Genomic DNA, 14907 nt, shown 5'->3' on the forward strand with positions numbered 1-14907 from the left:
ACGGGTACCGCATCGGTCATGACCGCGGTCCCGCGCGGCGGCCCCTGATCACCGCGGGCCACCCGGTCCGGCCGTCAGTCCCGTCGCCGTCCTGCAACAACCCTGGCTTCGAAACTCCACCGCCGCACCGTCCTGCGCACTGCGACTACCTGTACCGCTGGTACTGCTTGCCGGCAGTTCGTCTCTGCCAGGCCCTACTGTCCTTCTGAGCTACGAGAGAAACCATAGCCAGGCCACCACCCAATGTCTACTCCGGCCGATATAGATTTTCGTGTGTCCGGTGACGAGGTAATCGGCCTCGAACAGTGATACGGGTGGGGGCAGGGCGGTCGCACCGGGTCAACCGCCGCTTGTCGGGCAGATGCGGCGGGCGGGGAGAGCGGGCATGGGCGATCAGAGCCCAGGGGGCTCGATGGACACGATGAGCGTCGACGTCGCGACCGACCGCCCTGCCGGTTCCGTCGCCGTCGCACGTGACAGCACCCGGACCTTCCTTGATGGGCCAGCCTGCTGCACTCCAACCACACAACACATAAGCGCAGCTCACACACCCCGCCCACCCCGACCCAACCACCCACCCCACCTCTCAATGAAGCCGCAACATCACAGGCCGACAAACACTCGGCTCACCAACACCCCCCTCCGGGCGTTGGCGGCCGACCTGGCCGGAGTCGGTCGAGCGTTGGTGATCGCCTGCGTGGGGCGGGGATGTGCTTCTACGCTCGGCCCAGGGGAACACATTGTCGACAGACGGGTGAAGTTCGTGGAGATCGGGTTGGCCGACGCGGTGGCGGCGGTGCGGGACGAGTTGCTGGAGGCCGCGGCACGCGGGGCCGGGCAGGACATCGCGTTCGTGGTGGGGCCGGTGGAGATGGAGTTCGAGGTCGAGCTGCGCGCCGACGCGAGGGCGAAGACGGGCTTCCGGGTGTGGGCGGTGGCCGCGGAGGCGGAGGCGGGGGTGTCCCGGGGCCGTACCCACCGGGTGTCGCTCACCCTCACCCCCAGGCCTCCGCACGGCGGTGATCTGCTGGTCGGCGGGGCGGAGGGCCGGGCTGCCGGCCCCGGTGACGCGAGCGGGCGGATCCGGGACTGATGGGGCGTCGGCGGCGGGGCGGATGGTGAGGGGGATGCGGTGAGGCGGGAACGCTTGGTCGCGGTGGGGGGCCCGGGCGGGCCGGGGTCGGGGTATCTCGTCGGGCCGCGGCTCGTGCTGACCTCGGCGCACGTCGTCGCCCGGTCAGGGGCGCTGGTGCAGGTGTTCCGGCCGGGTGGCGACGCGGTGTTCGGCGCCGTGGTGGTGTGGTGCGGTACGCCCGGCGGGCGTGACGATGCGGCGCTGGTGCTCGTCGACGACGACGGGTGGCGCCCGCCGACTGGGCCCGGGGTCCGGTGGGGGCGCCTGGTGACCGAGCACCCCGGGCAGGCCTGTCAGACGTGGGGTGTGCCGGATGTGGTCCAGCGGCCGGAGGCCGCGGTGGAGGCCGCGCAGCTCGCCGGGACGGTGAATCCGGGCAGCGGCTACGTGGGCAACCGGCACATGATGAACCTCGTCCAGCATCCGCCTGCTTGGCCGGTGGACGGGTCCTCGCCGTGGGGCGGCCTGTCGGGAGCCGCGATGTTCTGCGGTCGGCTGCTGACCGGTGTGGTGGCCGCCGATGCGGGGCACTCGGCGCACGCCGCGCTTGCGGTGGTGCCGGCGTACGTGCTGCACCACGACGCTCGGTTCCGCGCCGTGTTGACCGAGCACGGCGCCGGTGCGATGGCGCTGGAGGCGGTGGAATTCCAGGAGTTGGCCGAGGCCGATCCGGTGCTGCTGAGCGGTGGTCTGGGGTCTGCGGCAGCGCTGCTGCAGGCGGGTCGGCAGGTGGTGGGGTTCCACGGCCGCGAGGAGCTGCTGGGGCGGTTGGCCGACTGGTGCCGGCAGGAGGGGTTCGGCAGCTGGCTGCTGCACGGGGCGGCGGGGCAGGGCAAGACCCGGGTGGCCCACCAGCTGGCCGCCGAACTGGCTGCGGACGGGTGGGCGGTGCTGTGGCCGCGCACCAGTGCCGCTCCCGAGGAGCTGCGTACGGTGAGCAGGGCCGCCAAGCCGCTGCTGGTGGTGCTGGACTACGCCGAGACGCGGACCGCGCAGCTCGCCGCGCTGCTGGAGGCCGCTGCCGAGCACGGTGGGGGCACTGCCTTCAAGATCCTGCTGCTGGCACGGACGGCCGGGGACTGGTGGATCCGTGCGCAGGCCGTCCGGCGTGCCGGCGAGGAGTTGCTCGACGGCACGCCGGTGGTCGCGCTGTCGGCGTTGGAGACAGATGTGGCGATGCGCCGTACGTCGTACCGGCGGGCGGCGGAGGCCTTCGCGGCGGCGCTGCCGGAGGTGCGCGGCTGGCAGGGGTACGACTGGCCGGCGCTGGCGGCCTCCCTCGCCCCTCCGGAGGTGGACCGGGCGGGGCTGGACAACGCGCTGACCCTGCACATGACCGCCCTGGCGGACTTGTTGGACGCCGCCGAGCCCGGCCCGGCACCGGGCGGGCACGGTTCCGGGGCGGCGGCTGCGGCCTGCGTCGAGGACCGGCTGCTGTTGCACGAGCGCCGCTACTGGGAGCAGAGCGCCGCCGCCCGCGGCCTCGGTGCCATGCTGGGCGCGGGCACGCTCGACACCGCCCTGGCCGCCGCGCTGCTGGTCGGAGCCGACACTCACGACGAGGCAGACGCGCTGCTGCACAAGGTGGTGGGCCTGGCCGACCAGCCGCGCGACCGCCGCGATGCCGTGCGGGCCTGGATCGCCGCACTGTATCCGCCGCCCGGCCGTTCGGGCCCGTGGGGCGGCCTGCAGCCGGACCGGTTGGCGGAGCGTCTGGTCGGCCGTCGACTGGAAGCCGATCCCCTGCTGGCCCACCAGCTCGTTCCCGGCGTCACCGGGGCACAGGCGACCCGGTTGCTGGCCCTCTACAGCCGTGCGGCGGCGCACTCCGTCTTCCAGGGGCGGCTCGACACGGAGTTGACGGCGCTGTGCGTCCGGCACCGTACCGTCCTCGCACCGACCGTGATGGCCGCCGCCACGTACGTGGAGCACTCCGAGCCCCTGGTGGCGGGCCTGCGTGAGATCACGGATGACCCCGGCACCTCGCTGGACACCCTCCAGCAGCTCAGCGACCGCGTCCCGCTCAGCCGGCGCCTGGCCCTGTGGGCCTGTGACCTGGCCCGGCACCTGGTCGAGCGCCTGCGCGCAATGCCCCACCACACGCCCGGCCGGACGCCGGACCTCGTCCGGGCCCTGCAGATCCTCTCCTCGCGGCTGGCCGGTCTGGACCGGCGCCTGGAGGCCCTGGCCCCGGCCGAGGAGGCCGTCGTGCTCTCGCGTGCCCTGGCCGGGGCGCAGCCGGACGGCGTACTGCCGGATCCTGGGCCGCGGGTCGATGCGCGTCCGGACCCCGTGCTGCTGGTCGCAAGTCTCAACGGCTTCGCCGACCGGCTGGGGGACCTCGGGCGCCGGGAGGAGGCCGCGGCGGCCGTCACGGAAGCCGTCGCCCTCTCCCGCAGCCTGGCCGACGCCGATCCCGAGGCCCACGTGCCCGACCTGGTCGAGAGCCTGAACAACCTCGCCGGCCGGCTGGGCGACCTCGGGCGGCGGCAGGAGGCCCTGGCCGCGTCCGAGGAAGCCGTAAGCCTACGCCGGCGGGCCGGCACCGGGGCCGACTCCGACGTCCGCCAGCTCGCCCGGAGCCTGGAAGTCCACTCCGATCGGCTGTGGGACCTGGGCCGGAAGCAAGAGGCGATGAACGTCCTCGTGGACGCCGCGCTTCTCCACCAACGACTGGTGGACACCGACACCGCCAGCTACGCCTCCTACTCCCCCGGTCTCGTCGCGGTCCTGAACAAGATGGCGGCCAAGGGAACGGAAATGGGCTGGCTGGCGAACGCCCTGTCGGTGGCCGAACGCGTGGTGCGCATCAGCCGGAGCGCGGCGAAGACCCGGCCCGACGCCCACCTGCCCCTTCTCGCTGAAAGCCTGTCCCGGCTGGCGTGGCCCCTGGAGGATCTGGGGCGGCAGGAGGAGGCGCTGGCGGTTGCCGAGGAGGCGTTGCGCATCCAGCGGAGTCTGGCCGACCTCCACCCCGGCGCCCGCCTGCTCGAGCTCACGGCGAGCGTGAGCACCGTCGGCGCGCTGTACGCGGCTCTGGGCCGGCACGAAGAGGCGCTGGCGGCGATCGAGGAGTGCGTCCTGATCTGCCGCCGTCTGGCCGTCGCCTACCCGGACGTCCACCTGCGCCATCTGGCGATCGAGCTGGTCACCCTCGGCACGCGGCTGGCGGCCGTGGGCCGGGAGGAACAGGCCCTGGCGGCCGTCGAGGAGGCCCTCGCCCTGCGCCGCACCCTGGCGTCCCGTGACCCGGGCACGCACCTGGCCGACCTCGCGAGCAGCCTGATCTCACTCTCCGTCAGGCTGGAGAAGAACGGTCGGCAGCAGGACGTCATCGCTGCGCTCCAGGAAGCCGTGGCGATCTACCGGGTGCTGGCCGACACCGACCCCGACACCCACGTCCTGCACCTCGCCAACGGCCTGTACGGGCTCTCCCGGAGACTCGAGGCGGCACGCCGGTGGGATGAGGCCCTGGCCGCCGTCACGGAGGCGTTCCGCCTGCGTCCCGAGCTGGCAGCGTACGACCTCGTGGCGAAGGGGCGGGGAGGTGCGCGGAGGCCCTCCGGGTGACGGCGGCCGACGCGGCGGGCCGGTCGCGGCAGGCGCCGGACACGGCGGGTGGGGAGCCCGGTGGTACCGGGCTCCCCTCCGATCCCCTCCGCTCGGCGCGGCCCCGGCGCGGGTCGGCCCGCCGGTTGAGCGCCGATGGCGCACCTTCTGGTACACCCGGTGCGCGCGGACGCGGTCAGCGCGGCGCGGGGCCTCGCTGACGGTGGTGAACAGGTCGGTCTGCGCTGCGCGTTCTCGTCTCCGCATCGACGAGACCGCTCTCGCGGACAACGGGGGTCTGGGAGACCTTCTGCGACGACGTGGCGATGGGAGACTATCCGGACTGGGATGCGTATTCCGGGCGAGTTCTCGACGCCGGTCAGCCGTCCGGGCTCAGGCCGGTGGCGGCGATGCAGCCGTCGACGAGGTCAGGGCGGTACTGAATCTTCGTTCTCGACTGCTTTCAATGCCTGACCCGCGTCGTCCCTGTTCGCTGCCGTCCAGCCGTCGTCGTTGACGGGACAGGCCCTGCGAGGAAGATCAGGCGGGCGTCGGCCTGTGCCGTGGCTGCATAGGCATACTCGGCGATGTCGGACAGGGAGGCGGAGCGGATCAGCGTGAGGGCACGAGCCACGGTCATCGCGTCCCTTCCCATCGGGAGTTGAGCGCGGACATCCTGTCCACAACCCGTTGGCACCCGCCTTCCATTGTCTCGCCACCCCTCGGCAGTGTCAGCCCAAGCCCGGGGCGGATGTCTCCTTCGGGCGTGGCCCGGCGCCAGAGGGCGCCGTCCCCGGTCTCGGCGCGTAGAGCCCGCGCCACGCGCTCCTCGACGACGCGGGCGACGGACCAGCAACCCGCCGCGTCGAGCCGCTTGTACGTGGCTGCCGGACGCGCCTCCACGACGGCGGCCGTCTCCTGTCGTCCGGTCGTGACGCGGACACGCACGAAGACCGTCGAGCCCGACGGTCCGCGCATGGTCAGGTCCAGGATGCCGTGCCCGAACGCGGTGACCTCGTCCACGCACAGGGAGGGGTCGTGCTCGACCACGTGCCGCACGCTGTCCGTCAGTTGGAACGGGCGGTTCTGTCCTCGATGGTGGGCATCCGCACGTCGCGGACGGCAGGCAGGGCCACGGCTTCGGGGCCGAGCGTGAGCCCGTACCGGCGCGCCGTGCGGGCGGCGCTCACCACCGTGGTAACCGTGAGTACGACGGCGAAGGCGACGGCGCCCGCCGCGCCCGCGGCCGGGGCCTGGGGAGCGGCCCCGCTCCACGGTGTGCCGTCGCCCAGCACGAGCAAGGCAGCCATGGCTGCCGCGAGCACCGTGCCGGTCGCCAGCGCGGGCAGGGCCAGTCGGCGGACGACCGCCAGCCAGTAACCGAGCATCGCATCGTTCCTAGGGGCCTGTCATGCACAGAGAGGACCGCCCGCATGGGGCGTCGGCGGGTGCTGGAGGATCTCCCCCATGACGAACACCAGCCGACGCACCATCCTCACCTCCGCCGTCGCCGCCGCGGCCGCGCTGCCCACCCTCAACGCCATCGCGGGCAGCGGCGCCACGCCGGCCGCGGCGGCCGACACGTACAACTCCAACACCGACCTCTACACCCGTAGCGCGGCCAGGGAAGGCACCGACTGGCAGCGCCGGTTCCGGGTCGGCGCGCCGGTGCAGGTCACCGACAACGCCCGGGCCACCAGCAGCGCCGTCACCAGCACCGCCGTACTCGCCCCGCACGGCGGCGGAATCGAGGCCGGTACGAGCGAGCTGTGCATGGCCGTCGCCGGCTACACGCCCTTCGACGCGACCGTCGACCCGGCGAGCGCGGCGGTGGCGGGCGAGCCGCAGCGGGACTACTGGATGTTCGAGGCCCTCGCCAACTCCGCCTCGCAGCACGTCACCTCCACCAACTGCGACGACCCGGCCGCCCTCGCCGTCTGCGCCAACAACCTGTACGCCGTCTCCCTGCACGGTTTCGACGACACCACCCAGAAGAAGATCATCATCGGCGGCCGGGACGCGCGCCTGAAGCGCAACCTGCAGGCCGCGTTCGTCGCGCACGGTCTCACCAGCCCCCTGGCCAACCCCGAGTGGAACGTGTCCGTCGTCATGGCCGGCGCCACCGACCCCATCAACGGCGACGACCCGGCCAACATCGTCAACCGCACCCGCACCGGCGCCGGCGCCCAGCTGGAGCTGTCCACGGCGTTGCGCTCGGCACTGTTCGGCGACTTCTCCGGCGCGGCCAGGCGCCGGGCGACGGCGGGTGTCCCGAGCACGGTCAACCCGTACGCGGACCACTTCTGGAACGGCTTCGTCGGGGCCGTACGCGCGGCGATCAAGAACCACGAGCTGGGCCTCGACGCCGTCTAGCGCATCCCGCGCGGCCGCAGTCCGTCGAGGGTGATGTCGATGAGCCGGCGCCAGTCACCGCTGCCGGTGCGGATGACCGCGGACAGGCATCCGACGATCATGTAGACGTCGGCGACCGTGCTGTCGGCCCGGACGGTGCCCGCGGCCTGCCCCTGCTCGATCAAGGTGCCGACGGCTCTTTCGAGTCGTGCGCGAGTCTCTCCCCTGGGAGCAGACTCGGCGGACCCCCTGGCCGCCTCGATCGACGCGGACAGTCCGCGGTCACCGTCCAGCACCTCGCCGACGTGGCGCAGGTACCGGGCCAGTCCTTCTCCCGCCTCCGGCCGGCGCAGGCATTCCGTGCGCGCGAAGTCCAGGATCTGCGCGAACCGGTGCTCGGCGGCGGCCTCGATCAACGCTTCCCGCGTCGGGAAATGCCGGTAGACGGTGCCGACGCCGACTCCGGCCGCGCGCGCCACGTCGGTCATCTGCGCGTCGTCGCCGCGCTCGGCGAACAGCGTACGGGCCGCCTCCACGACACGGAGGCGGTTGCGTTCCGCGTCGGCGCGCGGCTTGCGGGCGGCGGGCTGCGGGGGTGTTGAGGGTGTTGACAACCCGGTGGTTCCTCTCCCACTCTGATCCGGAACCGGATTCCGTTTCCGGATTATGTCACGCGGAAGGACTCACGTCATGTCTGTCGACCGCTTCATCCTTCTCCCGCCCGGCGAGGCACGGCCCGGCCGGATCCCCCTGCCGCCCGCGTTCGCGGTCAAAGCGATGACCGAGGACACCCAGGGTCGGTTCTCACTGCTGGAGGTGGAGGTGGCACGGGACATCCCCCGACACACCCACCACACGGCGGACGAGTGCATCTACGTACTGGACGGTGAGCTCGGGATCGAGTTCGATGACCGGACGTACGTGGCGGGGAAGGGCGCTTTCGTGCTGCTTCCGCAAGGGGTGCCGCATGCCCTCCGCAGTGCCTCGGAGCCGCCGCCCCGGGTCCTGCAGATCTCCTCCCCGGGAGGGTGGGAGCACTACGTCGAGGATCTGGTCGACGCAGGCCCCTCGGTCCTCACCGACGGCGCACTCGACCCGACGAAGGTCAACCCGATCGCCGCCGCGTACGACATCAGCTACGAGGAGCGGCAATCCGCTTGACCTCAAGCGCGCTTGAGGCAGGAGAGCGATCCGCATGACCACGGAAACCACAATCCGCGCGGCCGACATCGAAGCCGTCGAGCGGCTGGTCGCCACCGTCGAGCACTCCCAGCAGAACTAGAACCCGGAGGAGTTTCCCGGCCTCTTCCACCCGGACGCGATCTGGACGACCGCCCACGGCAAGGTCCTCATCGGCCGTGACGCGATACCGGAGTTCACCCGCGAGGTCCTCACCGTCGCGACCCGGGACGGCAAGGTCACCTGCGAGGTGGCCCACACGCTCCTCATCCGTCCCGATGTCGCCGCGGTCAAGGTGCGCCAGCGGTACCTGTCCCCCGGCGAGGAGAGCGAGGGCGCCCCGCTGTACGTGGTGTCCAAGCAGCCCGACCGCCGCTGGATCCTGACGACCTGCCAGAACACGCAGGTCGCCGCCGGGCAGTGAGCGGCCGGGGGTCAGAGAAAAGTCCGGCGTGACGCCCTTATGCTTTCGCGAAGATCATCACGCACTTGCCATGCGCACTTCAGCGAAAACAACGGGGACATGAAGAAGCACACACTGATCGCCACAAGTCTCGTCCTGGCTCTCGGCCTTGTCACAGGCTGCTCTTCCGAGAGCGACGGCGGCAAGGGCGGGTCCGGCACCGCGGCCCAAAACGGCGCCAAGGGAGCTGGCGCGGCCCCCAAGCCCAAGGGCCCCGTCTACGCCGGTCCCGCCCTGCCCGGCCTCGCCAAGCAACAGGCATGGAGCATGCCGCCCGCCGAAGCCGTCGACCTCGGCGACGTGCTCCTCTTCGTGAAGACCGGTCAGGGTGAATACGCCCGCGGCGGATACGAGAACGACCCCCTGGACGGCACGGTCGGCACGCTCTTCTCCGCCTACTCCTCGGACAAGCCGGAGGCGGTGACCCTGGAGTTCCGGGACGTGAAGACCGGAGCCGTACGCACATCCCTCGACCTGAAGGCCGGCACCGTCGCCGCCACGACCTGGCACAACGGTGTGCCGGCGGTGGCGGTCACGACGACCCGCACGCAGGAGTCCGACGGACTGAGCGCGGAGAAGAGCAGCATCGCGGTCACCGTGTACGGAGCCGACGGAGCACAGCTCGGCGCCATCGAGCACACGGGCGACGGCAAGGGCCTCTCGATCCACGAAGGCCACCTGATCGAGCAGGACGGTGACGCGACCCTGAAGCTCACGCCCGTCGACGGCGGCGCGCCCCACAAGGTCACCTGCACCGGCACGCTCGCGCGCTGCTCCTTCGACCCGCGCAACCACGAGATCGACGGCGCACAGGCACACGCTCCGCTGATCACCGGCACGTACGGCTTCCATGTGGAGAACGCCTCCACCTACGAGACCGATCCCGAACAGCTCGTCATGTCCGAGCTGGCCACCGGGAAGAAGGTGTGGAGCACGGCGGACGTCACCCCGCCCCCAGGCGTGGAGCTGGACAAGGACCACAAGCGCACCAGCGGAGCCGTCCGCGTCCTCGACGTACGCGACGGGCGGATCCTCACCGCGTGGGGCGCCGGCGCGTTCTCGCCGGACACCTTCGTCACTGCGGCGTACGACCTGTCGAGCGGTAAGCAGATCGGCGGAACGACCACGTACCGCTACGCCGACTTCGCCGGCGACACGATCAACACCGAGGGCTCCTCGGTCTTCTCGCCCGACCACAAGCTCGCGGCGGCCCACACGAAGGGGGGCACCGCCGTGTGGGATCTCGGGACCGGCAAGGAGCTCTGGAAGCAGGCCGAGGGCGAGATCCCGCTGACGCCGCGCCGCTTCTCCCCGAACGGCGTGCTGTACGGCGACACCGACAAGGAAGGCGGGTCCGGCACGAGCGCGCTCGCGGTGGACGCCCGCACGAAGAAGGTGCTGGCCAAGGATCTGCCGAGCGACGGCGTCCCGCTGTTCTCCCGGTCCACCGGCTACGGCTACCTCACCACGGACGACGGCTTCTTCGTCTTCCCGGCGGAACGCCAGGACGGATGACACCCCCTGGGTTCTGTCGTCGAATGTCACGCCCACATCACGCGTGCGGTGAGGCTGACGGCTGCTGCGTAGGACTGGGCGGTCTCGTCGTACCGGGTGGCGATGCCGCGCCACTGCTTCAAGCGGATTGAAGCACCGTTCCACCACGTTGCGGTGCACGGGGGCCGGCGACGTCGGACGCGGCGAACGGCCGTGAGGATCGCCAAGGTGGCCGAGCGACCGCGGGACCTTCGAGACCGCGCACTCGCCGCGGCCACGGTGGCCCTCCTCGTGCCGCAGACCCTTGCGGGGAGTCCGGCGTCCGCCGCGCCCACCGGGGCTTCGCCCCCAGGGGCCGCGGCGGGTCGCTGCCGTCACCGATCACCTGGGGGACCAGGCCCATCGGTTGCCGGGAATCGGGGAGCCGGTAAAGATCGCCGCCTCCGTGCGCTACCGACGGACCTCGGCAGCACGCCGCGGCCCGCCGCCGTCCAGCTGCACGGCCGGCACGAGACCTGTGCGGACGGGGCGGCGGCAGCCTGGTCCGCCGCCGAGCTCTCCCAGGATTGGGACGCGTTCGAGGCCGCGAACCGCAAGCTGTTCAGCCGGCCCTGCGCCCCGGCATCCGCCCCGTCGCCAACGAGCCTCCGGGAACCAGGCCGGTCACGACGACGACCACTCCGAGCAGGGCATCGGGTCCGGTGGCTCCGCCTACGCGCCCCAACCGGGCCAGGCCGCCCAGCGCCGGATCGGAGCGGCCTACGCCGAAGCCTTCTGCCGGCGGTACCAGACCGACGACACGTGGTTCGGGGCCTGCTGACCCCGGCAGGCGGTAGGGCGCGGTCGCGGTCGGCTGCGGCGTCTCCCCCCGACCCGAGCCGGTCAGGGGAGGCGCCGCTCAGGCGCCCTCGTCGAAGCGGCCCGCCTCCACCTCGAGGGCGAGGGTCTGCAGGACCTCGGCCGAGGAGACGTCGGTCCGCCCCTCGTCGTGCGCCATGGCGAGACTCGTGAACGCCAGGGTGAACCCGGAGACCATGGTGTGCAGCGCGGGACCGAGGGCCGTGGCGAGGAGGCGGGCCACCTCCTGCGGAGTGGCGTCGGCCGGCACCCTGATGTGGGGCAGCATCTCGTTCAGCATTTCCGTGACCACCCCGGGCCCGGTCTCCGACGCCGACTCGAGAACCTCCTCGCCCCCGTCCTCCATCGCCCGCCGGATCTCCTGAGCCTCCGTCAGGATCCCGATCACTCGACTCAGAACCTCAGCTCGCTCCATCCACGGAGCTTAGCCCCGGACCGGCAACGGTAGGTGTGGAGGAGGACAGCCCCCGACGAGCAGCTTTCGAGGACGGTCCCCTCTTTACCTTCTGCTCCCCCGCCCCGCCCACGAGCAGCGAAACTTCCTGACAGCATCTGACGGGAACCGACCTGGCCCGCCCCAGAGGCCGAGCGCGTGGTTGTGCTCCTGGTCGTCGATGAGGAGGATCTCGACGTGGCTGCGGCTTCGCGGGCGGGGTGTGGGACGAGGGCCTGGAAGCCTAGGCGGTGTCTTCGAATGACCGCCGTTGCAAGGGCTGGTCTTTGACTCCGGAGACTGCTCACTGGTGTCGAATCCAGGCAAATCTGTCGGACCGAACCGGACAGTTGATCCGGCGGAGGTGTCCCGCTGACCCCTGCACCGGGTTCTCGAGCGGTACGCGCAGCCGTCGGCCCCCGTGCCGGGTCTCAGCGCACTCCGCGCGGGCGGAACTGGACGCTGATGCGGGGGCCGACGGCGCGGCTCGTCTTGGGAACGGCGTGCTCCCACGTCCGCTGGCAGGAGCCGCCCATCACCACCAGGTCGCCGTGGCCGAGCGGCAGGCGAAGGGCCGTCGGGCCGCCGGAGCGGGGGCGGAGGGCGAGATCGCGGGGGTCGCCGAGGGAGAGGATGGCGACCATCGTGTCCTGGGTGGCAGAGCGGCCGGTCCGGTCGCCGTGCCAGGCGACGCTGTCGTGGCCGTCGCGGTAGAGGCAGAGGCCGGCGGTGGCGAAGGGTTCGCCGAGTTCGGCGGCGTAGTGGGCGCCGAGGGCGTCCCGGGCCTCCGTGAGCGCGGGGTGCGGGAGAGGTACGCCCTCCCCGTAGTGGGCCAGCAGCCGGGGCACGGCGACGACGTTGTCGTACATCGGACGTTCCTCGGCCCGCCAGGGCACCCGTCCGGCCAGCTCCTCGAACAGCGCGTCGGCGCCGTGCAGCCAGCCGGGCAGGTGGTCGATCCAGGCACCGCCGTCGAGCGCCGTCCGCCGGAGCCCGTCCAGTGGACCGCACCGGATGTCGTCGCCCTGGTCGAACAGGGAGGCCTGGAGTCCGGGCAGGGCGGGTCGTGCTGCGGTCATGGGACCAGCTTAGACCATCAACCGAACACGTGAGCGAATATCACCTCAGGAGCTCCCGACGTCGGCCGCGTGGCGTTGTCAGCAGTCGGATCCCGTGATTCGAACGGCCGCACGGGCTCCCTCGACTGCTGCCCACGAGCCGCCGGGGTTGCCCGCCCTACTCCACGAAGTAGGAGTCGTGGCGGATGAAGAACTCGGTACGCTCCTCGTCCGTCGCGTCCGCGAGGGCGGACAGCCCCTCGAAGTAGGCCTCGCGAGCCGCCCCGGGAGCGAAGATCATCAGCATCTCGGCGGGTGCGTCCGAGTCGTTGCGGAAGGCGTGCAGACCGCCCTGGGGGACGTACAGGAAGTCCCCCTTTCGCGCGTCGATCCAGTCTGAGCCGTCGTACAGCCGGACCGTGCCGTCGAGCACGTAGAAGGACTCCGAGATCGTCCGGTGGAAGTGCGTCTTCGGGCCGCCCGCCCCGGCGCTCATCTCCACCCGGTAGAGCCCGAACTCCCCGTTCGTGGACTCCTTGGTGGCCAGGTAGTGAATGGCGTCCTTCCCGGCGGTCCCCAGCTCCGGGGGCGCGTCCACGGAACGGAAGACGGCACTCACCTCCCCTTCCTCGCGGTGGTACACCTGCTCCGGATACAGCGGGTAAGACATCGCGTTCCTTCTCCTTCACCAGTTTGGCCGCCCGGCGGCCGGGGCGCCTCGGACGAGGGAGGCCGTGCCGACCCCCGAACGGCACGGCCCCCTCACCCGACCTCTTGCTCGGGCGACCTGAGCGGGCAAGGGCTCGGCGGCCGCGTCTCCCTCACCTTGAACCTAGATCATCCGGCCGGGCTCGGGATGTGCCGGGCGCGCAGGACTCCTGCGCATTCCGTGCACCCTCGCCCGCTCGGGCCCACGCCCGGTACTGGGTCGGAGTCATCCCGTACGCGCTGCGGAACACCCGGCTGAAAGCGGACGCGTTGGAGAAGCCCCACCGCGCCGCGATCGCCTGCACGGGGAGGCTGCTCCAGTCCGGGCGTTCCAGGGCGGCGCGGACATGTTCCAGTCGGCGTTCGCGGATCCGGGCCGCCACGCCGTACGGCAGATCGCGGAAGAGTCCGTGAAGGGAGCGGAGCGAGATCCCGTGCTGATCGGCGATCGCCTGGGGCGTGAGTTCCGGGTCACCGAGATTGGTGTCGATGAACCGGATGATCCTCTGCCGCATCACCTGCGCACGGGCTTCGCCGGGCACGGCCGCCAGGGCTCCGAGGTGCTGCGCCAGACACGCGGTCGCGAGATCGACCGCCACCTCTCCCATTCCGGTGCGCTCCGACGCCTCGCAGGCCGGGCCGTGTGCGAACAAGGTCTTCATGAAGCCGGCCAGAATCGCCCCGGTCCCCGCGTCGCCCGGAATGCGTTGCGCGATGAGGCCGTCCACCCTGGCGTGCCGCAGGGACAGAGCTGCACGCGGGATCTGCAGAATGAGCGTCTGCGCCCGCTCGTGCACGGTCGACCCCGCGCTGGGGCGCGAGGTGTCCGTGAGCAGGAGATCTCCCGCCGCGACCGTGACCTCACGCCGGTTCTGGGATATCCCGTAGGAGCCCTCGGTGATCAACGCCAGCTGATAGCGCTCGGGGTCTCCCTTGCGTACATGAGCGGGCGTGCGGCGCGACACCACCGGCGAGGACGTGACCATGGCCAGACGCACGGCGCCTAGTTCGATGTCGGTCACGTGGCCGCGGAAATCGTCCCTCCGCGGCGTGGTCAGGGTGACGGGCATGACGTGGTTCACCGACTCCCGGAATACTTCGAAGCCCTCCCCGGTGTCGCTGGAATCGCAACGCGTGGTCTCCATATCCCGTCCTCTCACCCACCCTGGGAGATCGACGGCGGGTGCAGGGGCACCTTGAGGTCGGGGAAGTACAGCGTCTCGATACGGTCGTGGGCCTCGGCGGCGTCCAACGGACTGCCGGCCTTGGCGAAGGCCGCTACATCAGCGATGGCGTAGTTCACGCGGTACCCGCCGCCGGGCCGCCGCTCCAGGGACACGGCCTGGTCGAGATCCTTCGAGGCCGGCGGGTCGATCGTGAACAACGGCAGGTGCGTGGCGTCCTTTTCGGGCACTCGGACCGCGGTTTTGGCGTCCTCCGTGGCTTCGAGCACGTGCGCGGGAAATTCCGCAGTGGCCTTCAGCTCTGCCCGGAGCTGTTGCAGTGCCTCGGACAGGGCGTCCTGGGCCTCGCGGGACATGTGCATCTGGCGGCGTCGCATGGCCCCGAGCGTAGGGCGGCGACGACGGAGCGGCGCAGTGAGGGGGGCCGGGTGGCCTGGGCCGGTCGGCGGATGCCGTACGTCCACCGGAGCGGTGACCTGGTGTGCCCGGCGTAT

At 71.5% G+C, this 14907-nt stretch carries 13 protein-coding genes and 2 pseudogenes; 6 read left to right on the forward strand and 9 right to left on the reverse strand.

From position 1 onward, the window contains the following. The first annotated feature begins 763 nt into the window (after nucleotides 1-763). Together ACZ51I_RS05515 and ACZ51I_RS05520 are read left to right on the forward strand one after the other, a co-directional pair. On the forward strand, nucleotides 764-1093 hold the full coding sequence (locus ACZ51I_RS05515) for a trypco2 family protein (RefSeq protein ID WP_468871710.1): 330 nt from the start codon (nucleotides 764-766) through the stop codon (nucleotides 1091-1093). Nucleotides 1094-1156: 63 nt separating this feature from the next. Then, nucleotides 1157-4705, forward strand: a complete 3549-nt coding sequence (locus ACZ51I_RS05520) for a tetratricopeptide repeat protein (RefSeq protein WP_468873769.1) — start codon at nucleotides 1157-1159, stop codon at nucleotides 4703-4705. Nucleotides 4706-5133: 428 nt separating this feature from the next. Here ACZ51I_RS05520 and ACZ51I_RS05525 read toward each other — a convergent pair. The 3 genes and pseudogenes from ACZ51I_RS05525 to ACZ51I_RS05535 form a co-directional block, all read right to left on the reverse strand. Beyond that, nucleotides 5134-5318, reverse strand: a pseudogene (locus ACZ51I_RS05525) (RidA family protein); the annotation flags it as partial. A gap of 2 nt (nucleotides 5319-5320) precedes the next feature. Continuing rightward, complete coding sequence (locus ACZ51I_RS05530; protein WP_468871711.1) at nucleotides 5321-5734, reverse strand: hypothetical protein; 414 nt, start codon at nucleotides 5732-5734, stop codon at nucleotides 5321-5323. Between the two features lie 17 nt (nucleotides 5735-5751). Continuing rightward, entirely contained in the window at nucleotides 5752-6072 is a 321-nt protein-coding gene (locus ACZ51I_RS05535) for a hypothetical protein (RefSeq protein WP_468871712.1), read from the reverse strand. A gap of 79 nt (nucleotides 6073-6151) precedes the next feature. Between ACZ51I_RS05535 and ACZ51I_RS05540 the strand changes: the two genes are divergently transcribed. Continuing rightward, complete coding sequence (locus ACZ51I_RS05540) at nucleotides 6152-7057, forward strand: poly-gamma-glutamate hydrolase family protein (protein ID WP_468871714.1); 906 nt, start codon at nucleotides 6152-6154, stop codon at nucleotides 7055-7057. On the opposite strand, the gene ACZ51I_RS05545 is transcribed toward ACZ51I_RS05540, so the two are convergent. Next, nucleotides 7054-7650 (reverse strand): TetR/AcrR family transcriptional regulator, encoded by a 597-nt coding sequence (locus ACZ51I_RS05545; RefSeq protein ID WP_468871715.1) that lies wholly within the window; start codon nucleotides 7648-7650, stop codon nucleotides 7054-7056. The two genes, ACZ51I_RS05540 and ACZ51I_RS05545, sit on opposite strands and share 4 nt — an antisense overlap. Nucleotides 7651-7726: 76 nt before the next feature. Here ACZ51I_RS05545 and ACZ51I_RS05550 point away from each other — a divergent pair, with 76 nt between their 5' ends. The 3 genes and pseudogenes from ACZ51I_RS05550 (at nucleotide 7727) to ACZ51I_RS05560 (ending at nucleotide 10193) form a co-directional block, all read left to right on the forward strand. Beyond that, entirely contained in the window at nucleotides 7727-8197 is a 471-nt protein-coding gene (locus ACZ51I_RS05550) for a cupin domain-containing protein (protein WP_468871716.1), read from the forward strand. A gap of 34 nt (nucleotides 8198-8231) precedes the next feature. Further along, nucleotides 8232-8639, forward strand: a pseudogene (locus ACZ51I_RS05555) (SgcJ/EcaC family oxidoreductase). 99 nt (nucleotides 8640-8738) lie between these two features. Continuing rightward, complete coding sequence (locus tag ACZ51I_RS05560; RefSeq protein ID WP_468871717.1) at nucleotides 8739-10193, forward strand: hypothetical protein; 1455 nt, start codon at nucleotides 8739-8741, stop codon at nucleotides 10191-10193. A gap of 877 nt (nucleotides 10194-11070) precedes the next feature. On the opposite strand, the gene ACZ51I_RS05565 is transcribed toward ACZ51I_RS05560, so the two are convergent. The 5 genes from ACZ51I_RS05565 to ACZ51I_RS05585 all read right to left on the reverse strand — a co-directional run bounded on the left by ACZ51I_RS05565 (nucleotide 11071) and on the right by ACZ51I_RS05585 (nucleotide 14790). Then, the gene (locus tag ACZ51I_RS05565; protein WP_468871718.1) at nucleotides 11071-11418 is read right to left on the reverse strand and encodes a hypothetical protein; all 348 of its coding nucleotides are present in this window, start codon (nucleotides 11416-11418) and stop codon (nucleotides 11071-11073) included. A 476-nt stretch (nucleotides 11419-11894) separates the two neighbouring features. After that, entirely contained in the window at nucleotides 11895-12542 is a 648-nt protein-coding gene (locus tag ACZ51I_RS05570; RefSeq protein ID WP_468871720.1) for an alpha-ketoglutarate-dependent dioxygenase AlkB, read from the reverse strand. Nucleotides 12543-12699: 157 nt separating this feature from the next. Continuing rightward, nucleotides 12700-13191, reverse strand: a complete 492-nt coding sequence (locus ACZ51I_RS05575) for a cupin domain-containing protein (RefSeq protein ID WP_468871721.1) — start codon at nucleotides 13189-13191, stop codon at nucleotides 12700-12702. A 151-nt stretch (nucleotides 13192-13342) separates the two neighbouring features. Continuing rightward, nucleotides 13343-14374, reverse strand: coding sequence for an AraC-like ligand-binding domain-containing protein (locus tag ACZ51I_RS05580; protein WP_468871723.1), 1032 nt, complete (start codon nucleotides 14372-14374; stop codon nucleotides 13343-13345). 11 nt (nucleotides 14375-14385) lie between these two features. Further along, nucleotides 14386-14790: an RNB domain-containing ribonuclease gene (locus tag ACZ51I_RS05585; RefSeq protein WP_468871724.1), complete on the reverse strand. Its 405-nt coding sequence runs from the start codon at nucleotides 14788-14790 to the stop codon at nucleotides 14386-14388. Nucleotides 14791-14907: the final 117 nt, after the last annotated feature.

This window comes from Streptomyces sp. NPDC034084, from assembly GCF_055575535.1.